A 26610-nucleotide genomic window follows, 5' to 3' on the forward strand; every position below is an offset into this window, starting at 1 on the left:
TCCGGCCGCTTGCTGGTGACCTGGATGGCGCCCTGGACCTCGATGTCCAGGATCACGTCCTTCCCCTGCTCCATGGCCTCGTCCACATAGCGCTTCGGGGTGCCGTAGAAGTTGCCCACATACTCGGCGTACTCCAAAAACTGCTCCATGGCAATCCACTTGCGGAAGGACTCCACATTCATAAAGTGGTAATGGATACCGTCCAGCTCGCCGGGACGGGGTTCCCGCGTGGTGGCGGAGACGGAAAAATACAAATTTTTCCGCTTCTCCAGCAGCGCGTTCAGCACCGTGCTCTTTCCGACGCCGGAAGGGCCGGAAACAATAAAGGTCTTGCCTTTTCTCATGCCTGTTCTCTCTCCTCTGTATGTTCCCCGAACCGCTCCGGCGGCAGGGCGGACAGGATCACATGGTCGCTGTCCATGATAAAAATGGAGGCGGTCTTGCGGCCATAGGTGGCGTCGATCAGCATTCCCCGCTCCCGGGTCTCCTGGACCATGCGCTTGATGGGCGCGGAATCCGGACTGACGATGGCCACCAGCCGCTCCTGAGACACCAGGTTCCCAAATCCGATATTGATGAGCTTCATACCGTCACTCCACGTTCTGGACCTGCTCGCGCATCTTCTCCACCTCGGCCTTCAGCCCCACGACCACCTGGGCGATGGCCACGTCGTTGCACTTGGAGCCGATGGTGTTGGACTCCCGATTGACCTCTTGGATCAAAAAATCCATCTTCCGGCCCATAGGCTCGTCGGAGTCCAGCATGGTCCGCAGCTGAGCCACATGGCTCCGCAGGCGGACGGTCTCCTCGTCCACGGCCACCTTGTCGGCGTAGATGGCGGCCTCCATCAGGATGCGCTGGGGGTCGATGGTGGTGCTTTGCAGCATCTCCTCCATCCGGGCGGTCAGCTTTTGGCGGTACTCCGCCACTGTCTCCGGTGAGCGGGCCTCCACCTGACTGGTATAATCCTCGATGTTGGTCAAACGGCTGCCGATATCCTCAGCCAGCTTGGCGCCTTCCACGGCCCGCATGGCATTATACGCCGCCAGGGCCTCGTCCAGCACCTGGCACAGGTCGGCGCTGACGGTCTCCAGATCCTCGTCCGCTTTGGTGACGGACAGCACATCCGGGAACCGGGCCAGCTGATCCGGCGTGACCTTATACGCTGTTGGTCCGCAAAGCTCCGCCAGTTCCTTCAGCGCGGCGGCGTACTGGGCCGCCAGCTCCCGGTTCACCGTGACCTTTGCCACATCAGCGGCAGAAGCGTCTACGGTGATGAACACATCCACTTTTCCCCGGGAGACTGCCCTCTGGACCCGCTGCTTGACCGCGTCCTCCGCAAAGGCATACATCCGGGGCATCTTCACCGCGCAGTCCAGATAGCGGTTATTGACGGAACGGACCTCCACGGTGATATCGCGCCTGTGCAGTTCCTCCCTCGCCCGGCCATAGCCGGTCATACTCTTGATCACGATTTACCCTCCCTTACATCTCATGCCCTCAGCAGGCAAAGAACACCCAACAGCCCTGCCTCCAGGGCTGCTCACGCCAAAAGGGTCCATCAGCAGCAGAACCAGTATCCGCCGCCGTTGCACAGCGACCACAGGCAGCACAGAGGCAGGCAGAGGTTGCCGCCGCACAGCTCCGTGCCGAACTGCCCATCGCCTGGGTGATAGGCGGTCCTGGTGCCGTTTTCCATAAATTCCAGGGCCTGCCGGTACTCCGGATTGCCCGGGTCCATCTGACAGGCCGTCTGATAATACCGTTTGGCTTCGTCCAGCCAGCCCCGGCGGTAGCACACGGCGCCCTTCAGGAAATTCCACTCGGCGTTATGGTCGCCGTAATTGTTCAGCAGGGCCTCCGCCCGGCTGATGTTGCCGGTCTGGATGGCAATGCGGACCTGCTGCAGCACAGACGAGGAACTCTGCCCATACTGCTGCCGGTAGGCGCCGCCATACCCGCCGTATCCGCCGGAGGCCCCAGAGGCTCCGGAGTGCCCGCCGCTGCGCTGCTTGTTGATCTGCTCGTAAGCGGCGTTGATCTCCTTCATTTTCTCCTGGGCCAGGTCCGCCAAGGGATTGTCGTGGTAATTGTCCGGATGATACTTGCGGGCCAGCTCCCGATATGCTTTTTTGATCTCTTCGTCAGTGGCGCTCTCCGGCACACCGAGAATTTGATAGGGATCGTTCATGGGCTTTCCTCAACATTCTTGCTTTTCTTTATATCCTTCCCGCGCGGTCTTGCCCGAAATGTTCCATCCAGCACGGCTTTGCCTACGCGGAAAAGGCCGGTGTAAAGGGTCGTCTCCAAAAGGGGCTGCCAAACGCCGAAGTCCCACAGCTCAAAGGCCGTGGTCATCATGTGGATGGAGTGATCCAGCGTTGCCGCGAATTCCCGGCGGGCCTCCGCCGTCCACACTCCATCCGTCAATCCGAACCGCAGAGCCACCGGATTGTAGTTTCCGGAGGCGGCGTCCTTCTTCAGATCGTCCGCCGCGTCCACGAGATAGACCCAGCGGCCCAGGTGGTACAGCAGCTGCGACAAGACCCGGCGGCGGATGGGATCCTCCACCTCCTGGGCTGCGCTGCCAAGCAGCGCCGCAAAGGCGTCGGCAGCCCGGTCCATGGAATCGCAGCCCGTCTGCTCCAGCTCTCCCAGCGCCGCCAGCTGGCGGCGCACCGCCTGGTCAAAACCGGGACGCCGGGCTGCCGCCTTTCGGCAGGCAGGCTCCAGGACTGCGGAAACGCCCCGGTATTTCAGCCCGTGGAGCCAGTCGTGGTCCGATACGCCGTCCCTGGCCTGCCAATAGGCCAGGATCACGCTCTCGTCCGCCGCCAGCTCCATGGCTTCATCCGGTTCCTGATACGCCCGCTTCCGCAGGGGACTGGCAAAGCACCTTGCCTCCCGGATCTCTTCGGGCTTTCCCTCCGAGAGCAGGATCGCCAGATAGGTGAAGTCATAATTCAGGATGAACCGGGCGGCAGAGCCATACCGTCTGCCCAATGTGTGGCACAGACCACAGTAGGCCCGGCGAAATCGCTCCGTCTCCTCCTCCGGCAGGTCCTGGACCGGCGGCCTCACATAGCCAAACACAGCTCAGAACAGTCGGACGATTGTGAAGGTCAGCCCGCCCTTGTCCCGCAGCTTCCGGTCATAGCGGATGGCAAACAGGATGCCCAGCAGAAAGCCAAGGACGGCGGCCGTGTATTCCACAGCCACGCTGCGGGTCAGTGCGAAAGCCACTGCGTAGCCCAGAATGAACAAAACCACGGGGATCAGGTACACCAGCGCTACGATGCCCAGCATTTTCTGGGTGCTGCTCTCCACCACCACCTTCTGCCCGGGACGGGCGCCGATGGTGTTGACGGCCCTGGCGTGGACCGCTGCGCCGGAAACGCCGCAGCCGGCGCATTCCTCGCAGTCGTGGCCGCAGGCGGATTTCCGGGGAACGGATATCTCGGCGTATTTTCCATCGAGGATACGCTCAACAGTTGCGATCTGGGTCATAAGCTCAATTCTCCTGTATGGGGGCCGCGCGGGGGCCCCGGTCTTTATTCTTCAGGCGTCTCCTCCTGGATCGTGACCCGCACCTGATAGCTGCCGGAAACGCCCACGTCGCCGGAGGCAATCTTCACGGTGGCCGGTACCGTATAGGTGCCGGAGGCGGCGGCATAATCGCTGAGGTCCACCTGTACGGTGACGTCCTCCGCCGTCACGCCCTCCACATCTCCCGAGGCGCCGAAGATATTCACCGGCAGCTCCTCTGTCAGAATGGTGACGGTCTTGCCCTCCGGAATGTTGACAGACTCAAACTGATCGGCAGTCACCTCCATGCGGACCATGTCCTTGAAGGAGACCTGTAAAGTAGCCCGGGTCACACCGCTGAGATTCTGGCAGCCGTCCGGGATGATGATGGAATAGGTGTGATTGGGCACGCCGGTATCCAGAAATTCCATCAGGTCGAAGGTACCCAGGATGATACTGTCCACATTTTTCAGCTGGGCGGCGTCGCCGGAGACCGTGATGGCGGGCGGGTTGACACTGACATTCAGATTCTCCCGCCGCAGGCCGGGATATTCTTTGAAGTTGACGGCAAGCTGCAGCTCCTTGGTCACAAAGACCGGCAGTGTAGCCTGAATGGTATCCACCGTAGGATGGATGCCAGCGCTGTCCAGCAGCTGATCGTTCTGGTCATAGAACTGGATGTCCAGCGCCTCGGAGACAGTCTCCGTGGCGGCCTCGCCCAGATTCAGCGTCACCTTCACATAGCTGACAGGGTCGATGTCCTCCGCCTGGCCGCGGATTTCCAGCACCTCCGCCGACAGCTGCAATTCACCGGCGGAGTAGCCGTCAGCCACATTGCCCTCCAGCTGGCACTTCACGTCCACCACCTTGCTGTACAGCTCGCTGATGTTGACAGTGGCCCGGCTGATGCTTGCCTCCCGCTTGGTAACAGCGTCAGAAAAATCACCCAGGAACCGGATACTATACTGCACTGTCTGGGTCCCGGCGTTTTCAATGTTGGATAGATCAGCGGTCACCTGCACATCATCGGCTGTCATCCTGGCGCCTGTGAGCCGTCCAATGGTGACCTTCAAATCCAAAGAAGCGTCAGTTCCGTCATCCACCAGCATCAAGCCCTTATCCGCCAGGTCTGTGTCCACGCCGGTATAGATGATGGGGATATCGGAGATCAGGTACTCCGTCTGCCGGGGACCGCCTTGATTGCTGGTCTGGTCCGCAGTGAACCAGATGCCCACGGCCACCACGACAGCCAGCAGAAAATATAAAACGCTCCGCTTTCTGGATCTCTCATTCTGCATCATCCGCACCTCCGTTCTTTTTGGCGCGCAGCAGATTCATCAGGCTGGGCTTGTCCTCGTCGGAGCCTTCCTGAGGAAGCAGTTCGTTCCGAAGCAGATTTTCCAGAGTCTCCGGCTTCAGGTGGCGCTTCAGCATACCGCCCACGGCCACGGAGATGGAGCCGGTCTCCTCCGACACGATGACCACCACCGCGTCAGAGTGCTCGCTCATGCCGATACCGGCCCGGTGCCGCATGCCCAGGTCCCGGCTCAGGTTCACATTGTTGCTCAGCGGCAGCATGCACCCTGCGCCCAGGATCCGGCCGTTGCGGATGATGACCGCGCCGTCATGCATGGGCGCCTTGACAAAAAAGATGTTTTTCAGCAGCTCGCTGGAAACAGAGGCATCCAGCACCGTGCCGCTCTGCACCAGATCGTCCAGCAGCATCTCCCGCTCAAACACGATCAAGGCGCCGGTGCGGGTGCGGGACATATCCTCACAGGCCAGCACCGTCTGGCTGATGGTCTGCTCCACAGCGCTGCTGACCTCCGTATGGGTAAACAGGGCAATGATACGCTTGCTCCCCATTTGCTCCAGGACCCGCCGGATCTCAGGCTGGAAGAGGATGATAAGGGCCAGGATGCCCACGTTCACCATGCGGCTCATGAGATAGTTGATGCCATTGAGATGGAAAGCATTGGACAGGACAAGCATCGCCAGGAAAAACAGCAGGCCCTTCAGCAGATTCGCGGCCTTCGTGCTGCGCACCAGGGTCAGCAGCTTGTACAGAACGAATATCATGATGGCGATATCCACGATATCCGTGATCTGAAGGGAAAGCAGATACCGGCCGGCGATGGCGGGCAATTCCACAAAATCAAATTTTGGCATTTTAGCGACATCATCCCTTTCAGGCCATGAATATATTGATTATATAAAATCTGCCAGGTAAATGCAAGGTCAAACCATCTAAAATTCACGTTCTGTTCAGAAAATTGCCGTCCCAGCCGGATCGGAGCGGAGCCTGCGGAAAAATGGGCCGGGCATAGCAGCCCGGCCCACGGTCTCACCGCAGGATCTCCTCCATCACCGCCAAGAGGCGATACACCTCTTCCGGCGTATTGAAATCCGAAAAGCTGAGCCGGACAGTGCCGGTATCCAACGTCCCGGCGCTGCGGTGGGCCAGCGGAGCACAGTGAAGTCCCGTCCGCACGGCGATCCCACGGTCCGCCAGGGCCTCACCCACGGTCTCCACCTCTCTGTTCTCCGGCAGGATGGACAGCACTCCCGCCTGATCCCGCAGGCCCGGCAGGGCAAACACCCGCAGACCGGGCAGTGTCCGCAGCCCCTCCGCCGCCAGCAGCGCCAGCTGACGCTCCCGCAGACAGATATCCCGCAGCCCCCGCTGGCGGACATACCGCACCCCCGCCAGCAGGCCGGCGATGCCGGGCATGTTGTGAGTCCCCGCTTCCAGCCGGTCCGGCAGAAAATCCGGCATCTCCTGCTGGATGGACAGGCTCCCGGTGCCGCCCTCCAGCAGCGTTCTGGTCTCCGCCCCATCACCGCATAGCAGCACGCCGGTGCCTTGGGGGCCATACAGCCCCTTGTGGCCCGGCATGGCGATGAAGGCCGCTCCCAGCGCCTCCATGTCCAGAGGCAGGACTCCAGCGGACTGGGACGCGTCGATCACAAAGGGCACGCCCCTGCTCCTGCAGATGGCAGCGATCTCCTCTACCGGCTGGATGAATCCGAACACATTGGACACATGACTGCACACCACGGCCGCGGTGTCCGGCGTGATCAGCCGCTGAAAAGCCTCGGCCACCGCGGCGCTGTCGAACAGCGGCACTTCCGCCACCGCGATCCGCGCCCCCAGAGCTGTCAGTGGTCGGGTAACGGCGTTGTGCTCATAGCCGGACACCACCACCCGGTCCCCCTCCCTCACCATGCTTTTGACGGCGATGTTCAAACCGTGGGTCGCACTGCTGGTGAACACCACCTGCTCCGGATTTTTCAGGCGGAACAGCTCCGCCAGCTCTTCCCGACAGGCAAATGCCGTGTCCGCCGCCCGCATGGCAGCGGGATGGCCGCCCCGGCCGGGAGAGGACATGGTAGCCAACGCATTCTCCATGGCCTGGGCCACCGTATCGGGCTTTTGAAACGTTGTGGCCGCACTGTCCAGGTAGATCATGGTCCCACCTCCCGGTACATGCCTCTTTGGAACAAAAACACCTGGACCGGGTCCAGGGCTTCCCGGTGCAATGCGATCAAGGCTGGAGACAGGTCATTCACGGCGACCCGCACAGCGTAAGCGCAGCCCAACTCCGTCAGGTCTCTGGGCGCGCGGAATATTTGGCAGCGGATACCCGCCCGGCCCAGCACTCTCTGCATGCGCTGGGCGTAGGTCACAGAGCGGGCAAGGATCAAATAGTGTTCCACAGACACTCCTCCTCTCTATCCATTTTATTGCAGAGAGCGGAGATGGTGAAAGAAAGAGCGAGAAGTGAAAAGTGAGATGTACTGTATTAAGGGTGGTTTCACCATATCAACATTACATTGGCTGGCGGTTCATTTGTGGAAGAATGGCACAGACTGGAAGGGCGGTGATCGGCCAGCAGGAAAGAACCGAAGCGGGAGCGTCCGAGATGAACTGGATGCTCCGTTCTCTTTAATAGGCCCCCAGCTAAGGGCACACATACTCACCACCAGAAAGCTGGCGGTAGTACTGCCTGCGGCAGTCGTGCGCCCTCTGGGGCGGCTCCGCTAGGGGTGTCTGACAGGCTATCAGACGCCACCGGCAGCTTGTGCATCGGGCAGAGCTGCGTCGAAACACTGGGGAGCTTGGGGCCATCGGCCACCAAAAAGCCGCGCCGGATATATAGCGGTGCATTGCTTGCCACCACTATCAAACCTCATAAGAAAGAATTGCTTGTCGGCCTTTAACGTGCTACAATTAATTTTAATTGCGTACAATAAATTATTATTTAAGGATAGAAGGTCAGAAAATGGGTTATCTGGCATATTGGAACCATAACGTAGCGTATTATGACTGGATAAAGAATCGCACAATAGAATGCCGGGACATACTTGATGTTGGATGCGGAGATGGTTCGCTTGTTCGCTACCTAGATGATGGAAGGCGAATGATTATTGGTATTGATGCTGATAAAGAATGTATAAATTACGCTTTAAATAAGTCTGATTCCAACAATGTGCAATTTATTTGCAACCACTTTGAAACTTACAATTTTGAAAAGAAATTTGATGCGGTAATTTTTGTTGCATCAATTCATCATATGGACATGACAGCGGCAGTGCATAAAGCAAAATTCATCCTGAAGCCTGCTGGCGTGATACTAATTGTTGGTCTTGCGAGACCCTCAACACTTATAGACTGGGCGGTAGAAATTTTTCGTGTTATTCCCTGCATAATAATGTCTAAAATTAGGCATATGCAGTCAAACGAAAAAACGAACATGCCAGTATTATATGATTTTCTTACCATGGATGAAATTAGGACTATCGCTGATGTTTTACTGCCTTCTGCTAGGATTAGATATGGATTATATTACCGATACCTTTTATGGTGGAAGAAACAATAGCAAAATTTCGGCCTGTCAGTGAAATTGCCCCTGACAAATACTCTCCTGACAATTTATTTTAAGGAATCTTATCGAATGAAAATATCTCCACTCTTATTCTTATACTAATACTAAAAAAACAGCGGAACGCTTTGCGTCCCGCTATCTTTTTTCGATCAGTACCACCGCGTGGGCCGCCATGCCGGAGCCGTCACCAGTGAAGCCCAATCCTTCTTCAGTGGTGGCCTTCACGTTGACCCGCTCCCGGTCCACGCCCAAGACAGAGGCGATATTTTCCTCCATGGCCTGCTTGTAAGGCCCCACCTTGGGAGCCTGGGCCAACAGCGTGGCGTCGATATTCACCACATCAAAGCCCAGCTCTGTCAGGCGGCGGCCCACCTCCGCCAAAAGAAGCAGGCTGGAAATGCCCTTATAGGCCGGGTCTGTATCCGGGAACAGCCTGCCGATGTCCCCCAGGCCCGCCGCACCGCAGAGGGCGTCCATAACAGCATGGACCAGAACATCAGCGTCAGAGTGGCCCAACAAGCCCTTTTCCCAAGGGATCTCGACTCCACCCAGGACCAGCCTCCGCCCCTCCGCCAGCCGGTGGACGTCATAGCCGTGTCCGATCCGTAAAGCAGTCATTACCGCTCCTTCCTGTCCTGGATGATCGCGTCGGCCAGGATCATATCCATTGGCGTGGTAATCTTGAGATTCTCCTCGTCGCCCTCCACCAGAAAGACCACCTTGCCCAGCCGTTCCACCGCAGAGCAGTCGTCAGTCACCGGTGCGTCCTGCTCCACGGCACTTTGCAGAGCAGCCTTCAGCAGGCTGGCCTCAAAGACCTGGGGCGTCTGCACGGCGCGAAGAACGGTCCTGTCCAGGGTCCGCTCCACAGCGCCGCCGTCCCGGATCTCCTTAACGGTATCTTTCACAGGCACCGCTGGCGCCGCGGCGCCGCAGCGGACAGCGGCGGTGACAACCCGGTCGATCAGTTCCGGCGTCACCAGCGGGCGGGCGCCGTCCTGCACTGCCAGCAGCTCCATATCGGGCGAAGCCTCCAGCGCCGCCAGCAAAACGGAGCGAACGCGGTCCTCGCCGCCCCGGATCACCTTGGAGCACTTGCTGATGTTGTAAGTCCGGCACAGGTGGGAGATCTCCACCAGATCCTCCTCCCGGACGGCGACGACGATCTCGTCTACCTGCCGGGCCAGCTGAAGAGAAGTCAACGTCCGCACCAGCACCGGAACGCCGTCCAAAGGCTCCAGCAGCTTGTTGATACCGCCCATGCGGCTGGAGCTGCCCGCAGCAGCCACCAGCGCAGCGCAGCGGGGCCGCCGGTCCTCCCGAAACTTTTTTAAAAATGGCAGCATAGCGCAGTTCCCCTCTCAAAATAGAATTTGCGGAGAGCCCTGTTCGTAATATTATGACGCGGGGACCTTCAGCATAGCCCGGTCCAGGCTGGCCTCCGCCTCCTGATAGGAGCAGTCCTCCGCCAGCACCATCTCGGAAATGATGATCTGTCTGGCAGTGTGGAGCATCTTCCGCTCTCCTGTGGACAGCCCTCTTTTCAGATCCCGCTGCGTCAGGGCCTTGACAACCCGGGCCACCTCATACAGATCGCCGCTTTTCAGCCGCAGCATGTTTTCCTGATAGCGCTTGTTCCAGTTGGTGTTGGACTCCACTGTCAGCGTGGGGATAGCATCCAGCAGTGTTTGAAGCTCGTCGCAGGACAAAACGGCGCGGATGCCGATCATTTCGGCATTGGCAATGGGAATCTTCAGGACCAGGCCCCCCATGGGCATTTTAAAAACATAATATTCCTTTTTGACCCCTGCGGTCTTTTCCTGAACGATCCCATCAATGATACCAGCGCCGTGCATGGGATGCACGACCAGATCCCCAATGTTGAACATGATCCTACCCTTTCCTATCCGTGCGGTTCCTGGCCCCGCGATTCCCCCGTCACCTTTCGTTTAATACAAATTTATTATAAATCCTTCTTTTTTCGTTTACAAGCATTTTTTGAAAAAAGTGCACATCTTTTTCAAAAAAATAGGTAAAAAAATGACGGACGACCCCAAAAGCCGTCCGCCAGATGAAATTTTCCTGTTATTTACTTCTTGTTGGAACGGCGCCAAATGTGCATTTTTTCCGCCGCGGCGATCAATTCCTCCCGGAACTGGGGATGGGCAATGTTGATGAGGCCCTCGGCCCGTTCCCAGGTAGACTTGCCCTTGGCATTGAACTTGCCGTACTCCGTCACCAGCCAGTGAAGGTTCGTGCGGGTGCAGGTGGCAATGGAGCCTTCCAGCAGGGTCGGCCGGATGCGGGACTTCAGCTGGCCGGTCTTTTTATCCAGGAAGGAGGAAGAGCAGCAGATGAAGCTCTTGCCGCCCCTGGCCAGATACGCGCCCATGACGAAGTCCTGCTGGCCGCCGGCGCCGGAGATGTGGTTGGTACCGGAGGATTCGGAGGACACCTGGCCGTACAGGTCGATATCCACCGCGCCGTTGATGGAGATGAAGTTGTCGATCTGGGACACCCGGGCGATATCGTTCACATAGCTGACGGGCGCGGCCATGCACTCGGGATTGTTGTTGATGAAGTCATACAGCTTCTGGGTCCCGGCCGCGAAGGCGTAGGTCTGGCGGCCCCGGTCAAAGGGCTTGCAGGCGCCGGTGATGCGGCCCGCCTTGGACATATCCACAAAGGCATCCACATACATCTCGGTGTGCACGCCCAGGTCCTTCAGATCGGACTCAGCGATCATCTTGCCAATAGTGTTGGGCATGGAGCCGATGCCCAGCTGCAGGCAGGCGCCGTTGGGGATCTCAGGCACCACCAGGTTGGCCACGGCCAGATCCACCTCGCTGGGTTCGCTGGCCCCGCCCAGAGTCTCCATGGGGGGATTCTCGCCTTCCACGATCATGGTCACGTCGCTGATGTGGACGCAGTTCTCAAAGCCGCCCAGGCAGACGGGCATATTTTTGTTGACCTCCACGATGATGGTTTTGGCACACTCGCAGACGGCCTTCAGGTGAGAACCGCCGGGGCCGAAGTTGAACCAGCCGTGCTCGTCCATGGGCGCCACCTGGAACATCGCCACATCCAGGGTCTTGATGCAGTTCCGATAATAGCCGGGCAGCTCAGAATAGCGCAGAGGGATGTAATAGGCAAAGCCCTCCTTGATGGCTTTCCGCTCGATGCCGGACATGTGCCAGGAGTTCCAGGCAAAGTGGTCCGCGGCGTTGGGAACGTCAAAGATCGCGGGGCGGCGGGTCAGGATGCCGCCGCGGATATTCACGCCGGTCAGCTCCTCCATCCGTTTTGCCAGGGCCTTATCCAAAGAATTGGCAGAGCAGATGCTCCAGCCGTAGTCCAGCCAGTCGCCGGACTTGACGACTTTGACAGCCTCCTCGGCGGAGGTCAGTTTCTGCTGGTATTCATCCCGATAGCTCATAGTAGTTTCCTCCTGTTAAACCTCTGTTTTGTGGTATGACATCGGTGTGCCGTTGTATGCTCGCATATCGTTAGAATTATAACATGCCATTTAGACGATTGCAACGGAAACGTGAAAAAAATCACAAGTTTTTTCAAAACAGGAATATCCTGCCTTCTTCCCCGTCCTTCATAGCTCTGCATACACCATAGGCTCCCTTGTTTGAACGAGCGGCACGCAAAGACAACCGTCCGTGTCAAAAAAGGAAAGCCGCTGAAAAGCCTAAAAGACTCTTCAGCGGCCAAAGAGATACTTATTCCTCCACAGGAGCCTCTTCAGCTTCCTCGACAACAGGAGCCAGCAGCGCACGGATGGACAGGGAGATCTTTTTCTTCTCCTCGTCAACAGCGGTGATCTTGGCATCCACCATCTGTCCCTCGGACAGCACGTCCTCCGGCTTATCGATGCGGCGGTCAGCGATCTGAGAGATGTGGATCAGGCCGTCCACGCCGGGAACCACCTCGGCAAAAGCGCCGAAGGTCATCAGCTTGACGATGCGGACATTGGCCACATCGCCCACGCTGTAGGTATTCATGAAGTTGGTCCAGGGATCCACGCTGTGGTCCTTCACACCCAGAGAGATCTTGCGCTTCTCGGGATCGAAGGAAATGACGTACACCTCCAGCGTGTCGCCCACCTTGCAGACCTCAGAGGGGGTCTTGATGCGGCTCCAGCTCAGCTCGGAGATATGTACCATGCCGTCCACGCCGCCGATGTCCACAAACACGCCGTAGCTGGTCATAGACTTGACGGTGCCGGTATAGTGCTTGCCCACTTCGATGTTGGCCCAGACCTGCTCCTGCGCGGCCTTGCGGGCCTCGTCGGCCACGGAGCGGATGGAGCCCACCACGCGGCGGCGGGCACGATTGACCTCTGTGATCCGCAGCTGGACCTTCTGGCCCTTCATCTCAGACAGATCGGCGCCCCGGGGCATACCGCTCTGGGAAGCAGGCACGAACACCCGCACGCCCTTGACGGAGACCACGATGCCGCCCTTGTTCTCCTCGGTGACGGTGCCTTCCAGCACGGTCTTTTCCTCAACAGCGGTCTCGATATTCTCCCACACCTTCACAGCGTCCAGACGCTTTTTGGACAGCTCGGCATAGCCCTCCACGTCGTTGACGCGGACGATGTAAGTCTCGATCTCATCGCCCACCTTCACGATATCCTCGGGCTTGGCGCTGGGATCGTCGCTCAGCTCGCTGAGCTTGATGTAGGCAGCCTGCTTTGCACCCACATCCACCTGGACCTCAGTGGGGGTGATGGCCGTTACAATACCGGTGACCTTCTCTCCTGTATTTAAAGTTTTGAAAGACTGATTCAGTAATTCCTCGAAGGACTCCTCTTTGCCCTCGGCCGCTTTGATTTCTTCGCTCATCGTTGCATATACCTCCTTAATAATGCCCGCAGGTGTGGAGGCACCAGCCGTAAGGCCCGCAACAGAACAACCATTGAAAAAATCCAGCGAGAGCTCGTCCGCGTTTTCGATCTGGATCACGCGTGAGCATTTCTTCGTGCAAATTTCCGTCAGATGTTTGGTATTGGCACTTTTACGGTCTCCCACCACGACCATCACGTCCACCTGAGCGGCGATAGCGGCCGCTTCAGTTTGGCGCTTATGCGTAGCATTGCATATTGTATCAAATTTTTTTACGTTTGTACACTCTTTTTTTAGGATTTTCCAAGAAGTTTCAAAAAGTTCACGAATACAGGTGGTCTGCGCCACCACAGTCAGCGGTGTTTCCCGGTTTTGGGAGTCCTGTGACAGCCACATCTTTACTGCTTCCGGTCCGTCGAACACCAGTGGCTCCCGGCACCAGCTGGCCACGCCCATGACCTCCGGGTGACGCGGCTCGCCGATGATCACGCAGCGCCGCCCCTCTCTCTCCGCCTGGGCCACTAGATTCTGGATGCGGCACACATTGGGGCAGGTAGCGTTGACACATCGGACTCCCTGGACTTCCAGCGCGTCCAAAACCGTTTTCAGCTCTCCATGGGAGCGGATCACCACGGTGTCCCCCGGGCCAAGCCGGTCGATATCTTGAATCTTTTGTACGCCTGTCCGAGCCAGTTCCTCCACCACATGGGCGTTGTGGATCAGATCTCCCAGCATCCAGCAGCCGCCGGACCGTCCGGCCTCCCGGGCCAGGTCCACGGCCCGCTGGACGCCATAGCAAAAGCCGGCGCTCTTCGCCAGTATCACCTGCACAGCGGCTTCCCCCCCACTTCCTGGCCGCCCAGCGCGTAGGCCTCCGCCAGAATGTCGTCAGCGATCTTCTGCATTTCCTCCGAAGTCCCATGGCGGCCAGAGTACACCGGCGTATAGGGCTTGCCGAAAATGATGCGAGTGCGGTGAAACAGCTTCTTCTCCCCGTCCATGAACACTGGTATCAGCGTAGCTCCCGTGCGGACGCCGATCACGGCGACCCCCGCCTTGGCGTGGGCGGGCAGGCCGTCCACATAGCCGATGCCGTCCCGGATCACGGTGCCCTCCGGAAAAATCAGCAGGTTGTCTCCGTTCTTGATCGTTTGGATGGCAGTCTTGACAGACTGGATATCCGAACCACCCCGGCTGACGGGAAACGCGCCCAGCTGCCGCAGCAGCCAGCCCAGGAGAGGATTTCGAAACAGCTCCTCCTTGGCCATGGCGAACAGCCGGTAATTCACCGGCAGACGGACACCCAGCAGCAGCGGGTCCCAGTTGCTGGAGTGGTTGGGGCAGAGCAGCACGCCGCCCTCCGGCAGATCCTCCAGTCCCTCCACGGTGGTGGGGTGCAGGATGGATACGACCAGCTTGATGAGGTAATACGCCACCGTAAAAAGGGGCGTAGTAGGCTTTTTCATAGACGCACCTTCCCCTTGACGATCTCCAGCAGCGCTGCCTCGCTCTCCTGGAAGGTCAGCTCCGTGGTATCCAGCAGAGCGGCGTCCGCCGCCTGCCGCAGGGGCGCTATGGCCCGGTGGGAATCGTTCCAATCCCGTTCCTGGATATCCGCCAGGATCTTTTCAAACGGCTCCGGGGTCCCCCGCTGTTCCAGCTCCAGCATCCGGCGACGGGCGCGGACTTCTGGAGAAGCGGTGAGAAACACCTTCACCGCCGCATCCGGCAAAACCACGGTGCCGATATCCCGTCCATCCATGATGACATTGTTTTTTCGGGCCAGCTCACGCTGCGTCTCCAGCAGATAGGTCCGCACCGTCGGATGGGCGGAAACAGCAGAGGCGTACATGGAGATCTCCGGCAGGCGGATCTCCCGGGTCACGTCCCGGCCGTTCAGCAGCATGTGCTGCAGTCCGTCCGTCCCGTATGTCAGTTCGACCCGAATGTCTGGCAGCGCTGCGGACACGGCGGCCTCGTCCTTGGGGTCCAGACCGTTGGAAAAGACATAATAGCCGATGGTCCGATAAATGGCCCCGGTATCCACATATAAGAAGCCCAGCTTGGCGGCAAGGCTACGGGCCAGCGTGCTCTTTCCCGCGCCGGAGGGACCGTCGATGGCGATGCTGATGGTCTGCATTTCACTCTCTCCTGTTCTCATTCTTGTCGTGCCGCCGCGATCCCGGCGGCACTGCCTGTGGCCCAGGCGATCTGCAAATTGAAACCGCCGGTATAGGCGTCCACGTCGATCAGCTCCCCCGGCAAAGTACAGTCCCCTGACCAGCTTCGACTCCATGGTGGCCGGGTCGATCTCCCGTACCGCCACGCCGCCGGAGGTGACGATGGCTTCCTCCACCGGGCGAGGGCCGGTGATCTCCACTGGGAAATGCTTCAGCAGGGCCAGCAGGTCCCGCCGCTGCTCCCGGGTTATCTCGTGGACCTTCTGCCGGGCAGGGATGTGGGACAGCGTTACCGCTGCGTCGATCAGTTTTTTTGGCAGCAGCTCGTCCAGGGCATTACAGAAATCGCTGTTGGCATGCTTTTCAAAATCAGACAACAGCCGCCTATCCAGGGTCTGGTCGTCCAGCGCCGGCTTCAGGTCGATCTCCATCCGATAGTTCTTTTTGTCAAAATGCCGCATATGAGCCGAAGCTGACAGCACCAGCGGCCCGCTGACGCCGAAGTGGGTAAACAACAGCTCGCCGAAGTCGGTATAGATCTTTTTGTTGTTTTCAAACACCGTCAGGCCCACATTCCGAAGGCTCAGGCCCTGCAGCCGTCCGCAGGGCAGTCCCGGGCCTAGAATGCCTTCCAGCGGCACCAAGGAGCCTTGCAGGGGCGTGACCGTATGGCCGGCCTGGGCCGCCATGCGGTGGCCGTCGCCAGTGGAGCCGGTGGCGGGATAGGAGACGCCGCCGCTAGCCAGAATGACGGCATCGCCGTCATAATGCCCCCATTCCCCTACAGCGCCGCGAACCGCGCCGTCTGTGATATCCAGGGATACGGCCCGGTCCCGCGCCAGTGTGACCCGCAGCGCCTTCAGCCGACGCTCCAGGGCGGCACTGACATCAAAGGCCCGGTCGGACACCGGGAACACCCGGCTGCCCCGCTCCGTTTTCAAGGGAACTCCCAGACGCTCGAAAAAGGCCATGGCATCCCGCCCGTCAAAGCGGGAAAAGGCGCTGTACAGAAACTTTCCGTTTCTGGGCGTGTTGGCCAGCAGCGTTTCCAAATCGGCATTATTGGTCACATTGCACCGGCCCTTGCCGGTGATGTTCAGTTTTTTCCCCAACCGCTCATTGGGCTCCAGCAGCGTGACGGCGGCGCCCTGCTCCGCCGCCCGGATGGCGGCCATCATACCGGCCGCGCCGCCGCCTACCACAATGACCCGCTTATTCATCGTCCACCTTTCCAAATACACCGTACTTGTTCCAGATATCCTCCAGTTCTGAAAAGGTGGCGGACACGTCCGTTCCCAGCCGATAGGCCAAGGCCACCAGCAGGGCATTGATGATGGACAGGGGCGCCACCATGGAATCCACGAAGGAGATCATTTCACAGGGGGCCAGCAACGCCGCATTGGACATCTGATACACCGGAGACAGCTCGTTGTCCGTCACCGCTACGATGGTTGCCCCCCGGTCCTTGGCAAACTGCACGGTGTTCAGGGTCACCGTGGAATACCGGGGAAAGCTGATGGCGATCATCGCATCCCCGGGACCGATGCGGAGCAGCTGGTCGAAGATCTCGCCCGCCGCGTTGGACTGCACCAGCGTCACATTTTCAAACAGCATATGCATGTAAAAGTTCAAATATCCCGCTACGAAAGAGGATGACCGGACGCCCAGGATGTAGATATGCCTGGCGTTCATCAGCAGCCCCGTCACATCGGCAAAGGCGGCGCGGTCGGCCTCGTTCACCACCTCCCGCAGCTTCTCGATGTCCGATTGCAGCACAGCTCCCAGCACGTCCTGGCCGGAGAGCCGGTCCCCCGCCTGCTGGATCCGCTGGGTGGAGGTCAGGCGGCTGCGGATCATCTCCTGCAGCGCCCTCTGCATACTGGGATAACCGTCGTAGCCCAGCTCCGAGGCAAACCGGACCACCGTGGACTCGCTGACATCCACCAGTTTGCCCAGCTTGCTGGCAGTCATGAAGGCCGCCTTGTCGTAGTTTTCCAAAATATAGTTGGCGATGCGCTTCTGCCCTTTGGAGAAGCCGCTCATACCGCTTTCGATCACATATAGAATATTCTTCGCCACGGTCCTATCCTCCGCGCTTTTCTCATTTGATGCCGCCGTTTTCCAGCAGCGGCTCCATTGTAGCACAAAACCAAGCGGAAGCAAATGCTTTTTGCAGGATTTTTTCCCTGGCTTGCAAAAAATGACCGCGGTGTACGCGGTCATTTGATATCTTCTTTTAACGCCCAGACCTCTTCCTCCGTCAGATACCGCCACTTTCCCGGTGGCAGGTCTCCCAGCTCCAGTGTGTGCTCCCGGACCCGCCGCAGCCGCTTGACGGTAAGGCCGCAGGCGGCGCACATCCGGCGGACTTGCCGGTTTTTCCCCTCGTGGATGGTCACTGACAGCTCTGCGGTCTGCCCGGTCTGCCGCAGCATCTCCACCTGGGCAGGGCAGATAGCCTCCCCCTCCAGGTCCCGCAGGGCGGAAAGCCGCTCCGCCGCCCCCGCCACCGGACCGAAAACAGATACGTGATAGGTCTTGGAGACCTCATGGCTGGGGTGCAACAGCTTTTGGGTCAGGTCTCCGTCGTTGGTCATCAGCAGCAAACCTTCCGAATCCAGATCCAGCCGTCCCACGGGGTAAACCCGCGCGCCGCAGTCCGCCACCAGCTCCGCCGCCGTCCGGCGGCCCCGCTCGTCAGAGAGAGTCGTTACATAGCCCCGGGGCTTGTTCAAAAGCAGATAAACAGGCTCCGTCCTGGAGGCCAGGGGCTTTCCGTCCACCTGGATCACGTCCCGGTCCGGGTCGGCCCGCTGCCCCAATTCCGCCGGGACGCCGTTGACCATGACCCGTCCGGCGGTGATGTAAACCTCCGCCGCCCGGCGGGAACAGATCCCGGCGGCAGAGAGAAGTTTTTGCAGTCGTTCTTCCATGTTTATTCCATTCCGATCCCCAGCTTCAAGCTCCTGAAGGCGTCTTCTACCTTCGGCATCACCGGTGCGCCGCACAACAGGCCGATCCGCCCTACTTCCCTGCCATTCAAGGTAAATACCGCCTGTCCCACTGGAGTCCCGGCGGTCAGGGGCGCTGTCAGCGGTTTGTCCAGCTCTATGCGGCTCTGAAGCGTCTCCCCTTCGGCCACCGGCCAGGCAAAGCTCTCCGCCGCCACCAGCGGGACCGTGTCAGACAAGCCTCCCTGGACCTCCGCGCTGCCAAATACCTTGCCCAGGGACGCCATCCGCTGGGCCGGGTAGGTGGAAAAGCCGTATTCATACAGGGCCTGGTGATCCGCCCAGTCGTTGCCGTCCTGAAGCGTCACCGCCACCAAGCGCTGGCCGTTCCGCTCCGCGCAACTCACCAGCGTCCGTCCTGCCGCCCGGGTATATCCGGTCTTGAGGCCGATACATCCTGTCTGATAGGACAGCAGCTTGTTGTGGTTGCTCATAGTCCGCCCGCCTATGGTGATCGTACGGGTCGACGCGATGCGGACCAGCGTCTCATTTTCCATAGCCGCCCGGGCCAGCACCGCCATGTCCCTGGCAGTGGAATAGTGTCCCTCCGCGTCCAGCCCGTTGGGATTCGCGAAGGAGGACGAATCCATGCCCAATTCCCGGGCCGTCTCGTTCATCATCGCCGCGAAACCCGCCTGGCTGCCGCCCACATGGTCCGCGATGGCCACGGCGGCGTCATTGCCAGAGCAGAGCATCAGGCCATAGAGCAGCGTCTCCAGCGTCAGCTGCTCTCCCTCCTTCAAATACATGGAGGAGCCTTCCGTCAGCGCCGCCTCCCGCTTCACTGTCACCACGTCCGACGGGTCGCCCTTCCGGATAGCCACCAGTGCCGTCATGATCTTGGTGGTGCTGGCGATCAGCATCCGCTTATCGGCGTTCTGTTCATACAAGACCCGCCCGCTGTCGGCGTCCACCAGAATGGCTGATGTGGCCGACGTGCTGACAGCCAACGCCTGACAAGGTAAAATACTATATAATATCAGCAAAGAAAACGCCCAGCAGCACAGCCGCTTCGGCATACTACCATCACCTCACGATGCTGGTAGTATACCCCGGTCAGAGAGTTTCTTTTGCTTCCTTCTTGTCGAAAAATTTTTCCACTTTATCCACCACATCGGGGACCATATCCACGATGCGGTCCACCGTGGAGGCGGGCGGGACCGCTACCGGCAGGACCCGGGTGATGCCGTCCTTGATGACCAAAAAGGCCACAGGGTCGATCTTCACGCCCGCGCCTGCGCCGCCTCCGAAATTCTCCTTAGGTGTCTTGCCATAGTCGCCGCCCCCACCGCCAAAGCCGAAGCTGACTTTGGAAATAGGGATCAGGGTCACACCATCCGGCGTATTGATGGGCTGTCCCACGATGGTGTTGGTATCCACCATCTCACGCACCTTTTCCATGGTGGAACGCATCAGATCGTTCAGCTTGTTGTCCATAGTATCCTTCCTTTCTCACGCAGCCGCGTGCTCCGGCGCCTGAGCCGGTTTTTCTTGTTTCTTCCGATATCGCAGGAACCACCGCAGCGCCGGGACACCAACGCCCAGTGCGGCCGCCAGCAGTGTGCCGACCCGGGCGGTGAGGCCCGCCTCTCCCTCCAAGGCGGTGGCCTCCGCCGTAAAATCGACGCCGATGTGGATAGCGGGATCCGGGATATCCATCAGCTTTTCCAGGACCGGCATGGCCGTCCAGACACCGGCATGCAGGTAGCCGTACAGCTGGGCCGCGGCCGCCGGATCCTCCCCGCCGCCCACAGTCAGGCTCAACCGCAGAGGGTCTATCCGGATGTCCCGGCCGATCCGGCCCAGGGCGCGTTTCAGAGGCGGTGCCAGCGTGCGGACCGCATCCTGAATATCCGCCAGCGTAGGCTTGGGGAAAGCGGGTTTCTTTTTCTCCGGCTTTTCCGCCGTCTGCTTTTTTTCTTTTTTGGATCTTTTCGTTCTTTTCTGTTTGGCCGGCAAGACCTGGAACTGGAACAGGCCGATCTTCACATCCAGGGTGAGCGCGTCTCCAAATGCCGCGTATACGCCGACCCGTGTCCAGCACAGCAGTCCAATCAGCACTGCTAATATGCCCAATATCCATAGCCAGAGCAACGACAACACCCCCTTTTATGGTCTGCCCGTCCCGGTCATTCCTCCGGCGTGTCCGCACCGGTGATCTCCGCCTGCTCGGCAGGGTCCACGATCTCGCCGTTCTCTGTCAGCCGCATCTGGCCCTCGCCGCCCAGATCCGGCATCTCCGGCAAGTCCTCCAGGCTGGTCAGGTGGAAGGCCCGCAGGAATTGCTTGGTGGTGCGATACAGCCGGGGGCGGCCTGGCACCTGTAACCGGCCGCACTCCTCGATCAGCTTCCGCTCCTGCAAAAGGCCCATGGTATAGGAGCTGTCCACGCCCCGGATCTGGTCCACATAGGCCCGGGTGGTGGGCTGGTAATAAGCGATGATCGTCAGTACCTCCAAGGCAGGCTGGCTCAGCTTCGCCGGCTTGCGGATCTCAAAGGCCCGCCGGATCACGTCGGCATGGTCCGGTGCGGAGCAAAGCTGCCAGCTATCCTCGATATGCAGCAGGCGGACGCCCCGGCGCTCATAGGCATAATAATCCATCAGCCGCTGCAGCACCTGCTCCACCGTGGGGCGGTCCATCTCCATGGCCATACAGATACGGTCGATATGAACCGGCTCGCCGGAGGCGAACAGGATGCTCTCAATGGCAGCTTCAATTTCTTTCATCTCCATGGTCTCCATGGCGGAAATCTCCTTACAAAGTCATATTCTCCGGCAGCTCGCCCTCCTGGCGGACCGTGCAGTCTGTCTCCGATCCGGCCAGATGCAGCACATGAGCGCGGCATAGCTCCAGCACGGCCAGGAAGGTTGCCACGATCTCGCTGCGGCTGCGGTTGCCTCGGAACAGCAGCCGGAAGCGGGTTATCCCGTGCTCCTTGAGCTGGCGGATGATTTCCCGCGCCTTGCTCTCCACTGGATACGGCTCATGCCGCACGATCTCCTGAAAGGCGGCCTTGGGAGGCGGCAGCGACCGCTCCGCCCGGCTTTGGATCTCAGCCATAGCCAGCACCAGGTCGGCCTTCTCCTGGTCATACTCATAGATCTTGCCCCGCTGGACAGGCTCCGGAGCACGGGTTACGATGTTCCGGCCAAATTCCCCCATGGGACCCAGCTTCAGGGCCACCGCCTTCACCAGAAGGTATTTTTCACTGCGGCGGCGCTCTTCCAGAGATTGGATCAGGGCCTCCATCTCACTCTGGGCCTCCTCATCCTCGATAGACAGCAGCATCCTAGTCTTGATATACACCAGATGAGAGGCCATCGCCACAAACTCGCTGGCCACCTCCAGGTCCATCCGCTGCCTCTGCTCCAGCCAGGCGAGGTACTGATCGCAGATCAGTGAGATGGAAATGTCCTGGATCTCCATCTTATTTTTGCCCAGCAAAAACAGGATCAGGTCCAGAGGGCCTTCAAAGTCCTGCATCTCCTCCGCCTTGGAGCGGACCACCTTTTCCAGTTTGAATACGGGATTTTCCAAAGGATCACACCTCAATAGATCAAGTTCAAAAGCGTGCTGTAAACACCCATAATAGCGCCGCTGATCCAGCTCCCCGTCAATCCAAAATAGCTGAGGGCCAGCAGCGCCAACAAGCCGTACCGCTCATAGCGCATCAGCCGCACATAGGCCTGGTCCGGCAGAAGCACCGCCAGGACCTTGGAGCCGTCCAGCGGAGGGATGGGCAGCAGATTGAACAGCCCCAGACCGATAGACAGCGGTGCCAGGGTATACAGACAAAACACGAAAGCCGTCTCAGCCCAAGGGGAATCAGCGCAGTAAAGCAAAATACCCTTACTGATAACAATTGTCACCAGAGCCAGCAAAAAATTAGACGCCGGGCCTGCCAAAGCGGTAAGGGCCATCCCCTGCTTGGGCTTTTTGAAATACCTGGGGTCCACCGGCACCGGCTTCGCCCAGCCAAAGCCCGCCATGAACATCATGAGCAGACCGAACCAGTCGATGTGCCGCAGTGGGTTCAGAGACAGCCGGTGCATGGACTTGGCGGTGGGATCTCCCAGCGCGTAAGCCGCCAGACCGTGGCAGGTCTCATGGATTGTCAGGCAGATGAACACAGCAGCGACTCGCAGTGCGGCATCCCGCAGAGAGTTCACGTCCAACGCCTGGAATAGGGCTTGTAAATAATGCAGCATGATCTTCTCCAGTCATAATGCTCCAATATACTGGATGATTATATCAGATTTTTCCGTAAAACACAAGGGAAATCCCCTGACGTTCTGCCTACGAGAGAAAATCGGCGAAAGCTCGGCACGCCTGCGCCCAGATCTCCCTCGTTTCTTCCAGTCCTGGGCAAGTGCAAATACACGGGCAAAAAAGAGCGGACGCAAATGCGTCCGCTCTTTGGATGTTCAGGGGATCAGCCCTTCACCAGAGAGGCGATCTCATCGGCGAAGTTCTCCTGCTTCTTCTCGATGCCCTCGCCCTTCTCGAAACGCACAGCGTCCTTGAAAGTGATGGTGCCGCCCTGCGCCTTGGCCACAGAAGCGATATACTTCTCCACGCTCATGGAGTTGTCCTTGACAAACTCCTGCTGCATCAGGCAGTTCTCCACATAGAACTTGTTCAGCTTGCCCAGCACGATCTTCTCCCGGACAGCCTCGGGCTTCCCGGCCATTTTTGGATCATTCTCCATCTGGACCATCATGATCTTCTTCTCTTCGGCCAGAACGTCCTCAGTCACCTGAGACTTGTCCCAGAAGCGGGGATTCAGCGCAGCGATCTGCATGGCGGCGTCCTTGCCGGCCTCTTCCACCTTCTCGGCGGGCAGGTCGGTCTCCAGGTTCACCAGAACGCCGATCTTGCCGCCGGCGTGGACGTAGGCCACAGACACGCCCTGATCAAAGCGGGCGAAGCGGCGGACTCTGATGTTCTCACCGATGACCAGCACCATTTCCTGCTGCTGTTCCAGAACAGTCAGCTCACCGCCGTCATACTTACAGGCCATCAGAGCATCCAGGTCGGCGGGAGCCTCCTTGGCGACGGTGGCGGCCACGCCCTTGACAAAGTTCACGAACTTCTCGTTCTTGCCCACGAAGTCGGTCTCGGCGTTGACCTCGACCACCACGCCCACGCCGTCGATCACAGCGGCATAAGCCATACCCTCGGCGGCAATACGGCTGGCCTTCTTGGCAGAGGCAGCCATGCCCTTCTCGCGCAGCCACTCCACGGCCTTATCCATATCGCCGTCAGAAGCAGACAGCGCCTTCTTGCAATCCATCATGCCCACGCCGGTCATTTCGCGCAGGGTCTTTACATCAGCTGCGGTAAAAGCCATTTTCGTTTTCCTCCAATATTGTTGAATTCAAAGCACAGCGTGCCTGAAATACCGAATCACTCGGCATCCTCGGTCTTTTCGGCCTCGGCGGTCTGCTCACCCTGCTTTCCCTCCAGCATAGCGTTGGCCATAATGGAAGAGATCAGCTTGATGGCGCGGATGGCGTCGTCGTTGCCGGGGATCACATAATCGATCTCGTCAGGGTCACAGTTGGTATCGGCGATGGCCACCACAGGGATGCCCAGCTTATGGGCCTCAGCGATGGCGTTGCGCTCCTTCCGGGTATCCACGATAAACAGGGCGCCGGGAAGCTTCTTCATATCCTTTACGCCGCCCAGATACTTTTCCAGCTTGGCGATCTCGCCCAGGTGCTTCATGACTTCCTTTTTGGGCAGCATGTCGAAGGTGCCGTCCTCCTGCATGGTCTTGAGCTGGTTCAGCCGGTCCACGCGGGTGCGCATGGTCTTGAAGTTGGTCATCATACCGCCCAGCCAGCGGGCGTTGACATAGTACTGACCGCAGCGGGTAGCCTCCTCGCGGATGGCCTCCTGCGCCTGCTTCTTGGTGCCGACGAACAGCAGGGACTGGCCGCTCTCGCTCAGCTCACGGACAAAGCTGTAAGCCTCCTCCAGCTTGCGGACGGTCTTCTGCAGGTCCACAATATAGATGCCGTTGCGCTCGGTATAGATATAGGGAGCCATCTTGGGGTTCCAGCGGCGGGTCTGGTGACCGAAGTGGACGCCTGCCTCCAGCAGGGCTTTCATGGATACGACGTTAGAATTAGCCATGTGTTTGAGTTCCTCCAAATCAATTTCGTTTTTTACCTCCGGCGGCTTCATCCCTTCCGCTGACCCATTTTGACCTGGGCACGAACGGAAAGTCGACGCACCGTGCGGAATGCTGAAATATAATACCACAGCAACTGGGACTATGCAAGTAGTTTTTCCAAAAAAACTGGTAAAAAGCCGGCATTCTCCCGGCTTTTCCCCTTCTATCAAAATTTCCGCCGCCGTTTTCGCTCCAGCTCCGCATCCCGGCGCTGGAAGGGCTTGTCGATAAGGATGATGTCATCCCCGACCCGCTGAATACAGTCCCAGGGGATGTAGTATTCCTCCCCCCTGCCGAACAGGCCGAAAAACCGGCAGGGACCATTGACCACGATGGCGATTACCTGCCCCTCTGGTATCCGGATGTCCGCGTCGGAGACAAAGCCAAGGCGGCAGCCGTCGCAGATATTGATAACCTCCTTGCGCCGCAGATCCCTGATCCTGCACTGCATAAGCATCCCTCCCTTCCGACCCTATGCGAAAGGGTGGCTGTCCTATGCGCCCACAAAGCGACAAAACCTCTCAGTATAGGAAAAATCGCCGAGGGAAATACTGTCCTCATCAGAGAGAGCAGGGGGCGCATTCATGCAGGGAAAAGTAGAGATCTCTGGGGTCAACACGGCGAAGCTGAAGGTCTTGAAGAACGACGAGACCATGGAGCTGCTGCGCCGCACCAAGGAGGGGGACCAGGAGGCCCGCCGCCAGCTGATTGAGGGCAACCTCCGGCTGGTGCTGTCTGTGATCCAGCGCTTTGCCAGCCGGGGAGAAAACGCCGACGACCTGTTTCAGGTGGGCTGCGTGGGGCTGATCAAGGCCATCGACAATTTCGATATCTCCCAGCCGGTCCGCTTCTCCACCTATGGCGTTCCTATGATCATCGGCGAGATCCGCCGCTATCTCCGGGACAACAGCGCCATCCGTGTGTCCCGCAGCATGCGGGATACCGCTTACCGGGTCCTTCAGGTCCGGGACCGCCTGGTAGCCGAGACCCAGCGAGAGCCTACTGTGGAACAGATCGCCCAGGAACTGGGCATCCCCCGGGAGGAGGTGGTGTTCGCCATGGACGCCATCGTGGACCCGGTCTCCCTCTATGAGCCGGTGTACTCTGACGGCGGAGACGCCATCTGTGTCATGGACCAGGTCAGCGACATGAAAAACACTGACGAGCAGTGGACAGACCGCATTGCCCTAAAGGATGCCCTGAAGCGGCTGGACGAGCGGGAGCGGCGCATCCTCTCCCTCCGGTTTTACGAGGGCAAAACACAGATGGAGGTTTCCGCCGAGGTGGGCATCTCCCAGGCCCAGGTGTCCCGCCTGGAAAAGGGGGCCATCAACACCATCAAAAAGAACCTGTGACAGCGGCAGATTGATGAAACAGGCGCAAAGGCTTCTCCCTCAGAGCTTTCCAAGAAAAAATTGACCTTTTCGTGGAAAAAGCGTACAATATCCTTAATGTCTGATTTCATCGGAAGCACGCCTTGCACTCTTTTCGGCCACGCTGACGATGCAACGGCCAGACCGAATAAGGAGATGCCGCCATGAACTTTCAGAAGATGCTGGAATTCCGCAACGCCAACAATCCCGCCGTGACCCGGCTGGGGATCTTTGTCCGGGAGCTGTCCTCCGGCTACGCGCGGGTCACCAAGACCGTGGAAGCGGAGGACATGAATCCCCTTGGGGTCCCCCACGGAGGCATCTACTTCTCCATGGCCGACACGGCCTGCGGCTCCGCTGTCGCCGCCACCTATGGCCGTATGGCCGTGACCATGAGCGCCAACTACAATTTCTTCCGCAGCAGCGCCTTGGGTGACGCCTTGACCGCCGAGGCCCGGGAGGTCAAGGCCGGCAAGACCATCTGCGTCTACGAAGCCCGGATCACCGACCAACACGGAACGCTGCTGGGGTCCGGGACCTTCACCTTTTACTTACTGGAAAAAGAGATCGTATTGTGAGTCTGCCATGGGGATAAAAAACC

At 59.0% G+C, this 26610-nt stretch carries 31 protein-coding genes and 1 pseudogene; 3 read left to right on the top strand and 29 right to left on the bottom strand.

The annotated features are described in order from the left end of the window. The 10 genes from Q0Z69_RS05540 to Q0Z69_RS05585 all read right to left on the bottom strand — a co-directional run. Positions 1-344 (bottom strand): guanylate kinase (locus Q0Z69_RS05540; protein ID WP_298030571.1); only part of this gene is annotated, 344 nt, incomplete at its 3' end. Next, a complete protein-coding gene (locus tag Q0Z69_RS05545) occupies positions 341-586 on the bottom strand; it encodes a DUF370 domain-containing protein (protein ID WP_298019679.1) in 246 nt (81 codons plus the stop codon). The genes Q0Z69_RS05545 and Q0Z69_RS05540, both read right to left, overlap by 4 nt. 4 nt (positions 587-590) lie before the next feature. Further along, positions 591-1472, bottom strand: a complete 882-nt coding sequence (locus Q0Z69_RS05550; protein WP_298030574.1) for a YicC/YloC family endoribonuclease — start codon at positions 1470-1472, stop codon at positions 591-593. A gap of 89 nt (positions 1473-1561) precedes the next feature. Then, complete coding sequence (locus tag Q0Z69_RS05555) at positions 1562-2191, bottom strand: DnaJ domain-containing protein (protein ID WP_298030577.1); 630 nt, start codon at positions 2189-2191, stop codon at positions 1562-1564. Next, positions 2188-3093, bottom strand: a complete 906-nt coding sequence (locus tag Q0Z69_RS05560) for a DUF5685 family protein (RefSeq protein WP_298030582.1) — start codon at positions 3091-3093, stop codon at positions 2188-2190. The genes Q0Z69_RS05555 and Q0Z69_RS05560 overlap by 4 nt, the downstream gene beginning before the upstream one ends. Positions 3094-3096: 3 nt before the next feature. Next, on the bottom strand, positions 3097-3507 hold the full coding sequence (locus Q0Z69_RS05565; protein WP_298030585.1) for a SoxR reducing system RseC family protein: 411 nt from the start codon (positions 3505-3507) through the stop codon (positions 3097-3099). A 44-nt stretch (positions 3508-3551) separates the two neighbouring features. Beyond that, positions 3552-4823, bottom strand: a complete 1272-nt coding sequence (locus tag Q0Z69_RS05570) for a YbbR-like domain-containing protein (RefSeq protein WP_298030589.1) — start codon at positions 4821-4823, stop codon at positions 3552-3554. Next, positions 4813-5694: a diadenylate cyclase CdaA gene (gene cdaA / locus Q0Z69_RS05575; RefSeq protein WP_298030592.1), complete on the bottom strand. Its 882-nt coding sequence runs from the start codon at positions 5692-5694 to the stop codon at positions 4813-4815. Before cdaA ends, Q0Z69_RS05570 begins: the two co-directional genes overlap by 11 nt. A gap of 175 nt (positions 5695-5869) precedes the next feature. Continuing rightward, positions 5870-6994 carry an aminotransferase class V-fold PLP-dependent enzyme gene (locus Q0Z69_RS05580; protein WP_298030594.1) on the bottom strand — a complete coding sequence of 375 codons (1125 nt, stop codon included), beginning with the start codon at positions 6992-6994 and terminating at the stop codon, positions 5870-5872. Then, entirely contained in the window at positions 6991-7242 is a 252-nt protein-coding gene (locus tag Q0Z69_RS05585; protein WP_298030597.1) for a DUF3343 domain-containing protein, read from the bottom strand. The genes Q0Z69_RS05580 and Q0Z69_RS05585 overlap by 4 nt, the downstream gene beginning before the upstream one ends. 566 nt (positions 7243-7808) lie before the next feature. Between Q0Z69_RS05585 and Q0Z69_RS05590 the strand changes: the two genes are divergently transcribed. After that, positions 7809-8405, top strand: a complete 597-nt coding sequence (locus Q0Z69_RS05590; protein WP_298030599.1) for a bifunctional 2-polyprenyl-6-hydroxyphenol methylase/3-demethylubiquinol 3-O-methyltransferase UbiG — start codon at positions 7809-7811, stop codon at positions 8403-8405. 141 nt (positions 8406-8546) lie between these two features. Here Q0Z69_RS05590 and ispF read toward each other — a convergent pair whose 3' ends face one another. From ispF to Q0Z69_RS05685, 19 genes and pseudogenes are all read right to left on the bottom strand, one after another. After that, on the bottom strand, positions 8547-9029 hold the full coding sequence (ispF, locus tag Q0Z69_RS05595; protein ID WP_298030603.1) for a 2-C-methyl-D-erythritol 2,4-cyclodiphosphate synthase: 483 nt from the start codon (positions 9027-9029) through the stop codon (positions 8547-8549). After that, entirely contained in the window at positions 9029-9757 is a 729-nt protein-coding gene (gene ispD / locus Q0Z69_RS05600; protein WP_298030607.1) for a 2-C-methyl-D-erythritol 4-phosphate cytidylyltransferase, read from the bottom strand. Before ispD ends, ispF begins: the two co-directional genes overlap by 1 nt. Before the next feature lie 51 nt (positions 9758-9808). Further along, positions 9809-10300 (bottom strand): CarD family transcriptional regulator, encoded by a 492-nt coding sequence (locus Q0Z69_RS05605; RefSeq protein ID WP_298030610.1) that lies wholly within the window; start codon positions 10298-10300, stop codon positions 9809-9811. Positions 10301-10500: 200 nt separating this feature from the next. Beyond that, positions 10501-11847 (bottom strand): butyryl-CoA:acetate CoA-transferase, encoded by a 1347-nt coding sequence (locus Q0Z69_RS05610; RefSeq protein ID WP_298030614.1) that lies wholly within the window; start codon positions 11845-11847, stop codon positions 10501-10503. Between the two features lie 292 nt (positions 11848-12139). Next, positions 12140-14095 (bottom strand): bifunctional 4-hydroxy-3-methylbut-2-enyl diphosphate reductase/30S ribosomal protein S1, encoded by a 1956-nt coding sequence (locus Q0Z69_RS05615; RefSeq protein WP_298030616.1) that lies wholly within the window; start codon positions 14093-14095, stop codon positions 12140-12142. Continuing rightward, positions 14086-14730, bottom strand: a complete 645-nt coding sequence (locus Q0Z69_RS05620; protein ID WP_298030620.1) for a 1-acyl-sn-glycerol-3-phosphate acyltransferase — start codon at positions 14728-14730, stop codon at positions 14086-14088. The genes Q0Z69_RS05615 and Q0Z69_RS05620 overlap by 10 nt, the downstream gene beginning before the upstream one ends. Next, positions 14727-15425: a (d)CMP kinase gene (gene cmk, locus Q0Z69_RS05625; RefSeq protein ID WP_367272241.1), complete on the bottom strand. Its 699-nt coding sequence runs from the start codon at positions 15423-15425 to the stop codon at positions 14727-14729. The genes Q0Z69_RS05620 and cmk overlap by 4 nt, the downstream gene beginning before the upstream one ends. Beyond that, a pseudogene (locus Q0Z69_RS05630) lies at positions 15422-16664 on the bottom strand (NAD(P)/FAD-dependent oxidoreductase). The gene cmk and the pseudogene Q0Z69_RS05630 overlap by 4 nt, the downstream one beginning before the upstream one ends. Next, positions 16657-17523: a MurR/RpiR family transcriptional regulator gene (locus Q0Z69_RS05635; RefSeq protein ID WP_298030625.1), complete on the bottom strand. Its 867-nt coding sequence runs from the start codon at positions 17521-17523 to the stop codon at positions 16657-16659. The pseudogene Q0Z69_RS05630 and the gene Q0Z69_RS05635 overlap by 8 nt, the downstream one beginning before the upstream one ends. A 140-nt stretch (positions 17524-17663) precedes the next feature. Beyond that, positions 17664-18377, bottom strand: a complete 714-nt coding sequence (locus Q0Z69_RS05640; RefSeq protein ID WP_298030626.1) for a pseudouridine synthase — start codon at positions 18375-18377, stop codon at positions 17664-17666. Positions 18378-18379: 2 nt separating this feature from the next. Beyond that, entirely contained in the window at positions 18380-19474 is a 1095-nt protein-coding gene (locus Q0Z69_RS05645; protein WP_298030627.1) for a D-alanyl-D-alanine carboxypeptidase family protein, read from the bottom strand. Between the two features lie 37 nt (positions 19475-19511). Then, entirely contained in the window at positions 19512-19892 is a 381-nt protein-coding gene (gene ytfJ / locus Q0Z69_RS05650) for a GerW family sporulation protein (protein ID WP_298030629.1), read from the bottom strand. Between the two features lie 15 nt (positions 19893-19907). Then, entirely contained in the window at positions 19908-20516 is a 609-nt protein-coding gene (locus Q0Z69_RS05655) for a DUF2953 domain-containing protein (RefSeq protein WP_298030630.1), read from the bottom strand. A 68-nt stretch (positions 20517-20584) separates the two neighbouring features. Continuing rightward, positions 20585-21199, bottom strand: coding sequence for an SMC-Scp complex subunit ScpB (scpB, locus tag Q0Z69_RS05660; protein ID WP_298030633.1), 615 nt, complete (start codon positions 21197-21199; stop codon positions 20585-20587). Positions 21200-21212: 13 nt separating this feature from the next. Next, a complete protein-coding gene (locus Q0Z69_RS05665) occupies positions 21213-21995 on the bottom strand; it encodes a ScpA family protein (RefSeq protein WP_298030634.1) in 783 nt (260 codons plus the stop codon). A gap of 11 nt (positions 21996-22006) precedes the next feature. Continuing rightward, positions 22007-22666 (bottom strand): site-2 protease family protein, encoded by a 660-nt coding sequence (locus Q0Z69_RS05670; protein ID WP_298030637.1) that lies wholly within the window; start codon positions 22664-22666, stop codon positions 22007-22009. A gap of 224 nt (positions 22667-22890) precedes the next feature. Beyond that, positions 22891-23808, bottom strand: coding sequence for a translation elongation factor Ts (gene tsf, locus Q0Z69_RS05675; RefSeq protein ID WP_298030640.1), 918 nt, complete (start codon positions 23806-23808; stop codon positions 22891-22893). A gap of 56 nt (positions 23809-23864) precedes the next feature. Beyond that, positions 23865-24596, bottom strand: a complete 732-nt coding sequence (gene rpsB, locus Q0Z69_RS05680) for a 30S ribosomal protein S2 (RefSeq protein WP_298030643.1) — start codon at positions 24594-24596, stop codon at positions 23865-23867. 206 nt (positions 24597-24802) lie between these two features. Continuing rightward, complete coding sequence (locus Q0Z69_RS05685) at positions 24803-25087, bottom strand: YlmC/YmxH family sporulation protein (RefSeq protein ID WP_298030646.1); 285 nt, start codon at positions 25085-25087, stop codon at positions 24803-24805. Positions 25088-25220: 133 nt separating this feature from the next. On the opposite strand from Q0Z69_RS05685, the gene sigG reads away from it, so the two are divergent. Together sigG and Q0Z69_RS05695 are read left to right on the top strand one after the other, a co-directional pair. Beyond that, on the top strand, positions 25221-25991 hold the full coding sequence (gene sigG, locus Q0Z69_RS05690; protein ID WP_298030648.1) for an RNA polymerase sporulation sigma factor SigG: 771 nt from the start codon (positions 25221-25223) through the stop codon (positions 25989-25991). Between the two features lie 182 nt (positions 25992-26173). Then, positions 26174-26587 (top strand): PaaI family thioesterase, encoded by a 414-nt coding sequence (locus tag Q0Z69_RS05695; protein WP_298030651.1) that lies wholly within the window; start codon positions 26174-26176, stop codon positions 26585-26587. Positions 26588-26610: the final 23 nt, after the last annotated feature.

Origin of the sequence: uncultured Dysosmobacter sp. (assembly GCF_947631165.1) — a bacterium.
GTDB lineage: Bacteria > Bacillota > Clostridia > Oscillospirales > Oscillospiraceae > Oscillibacter.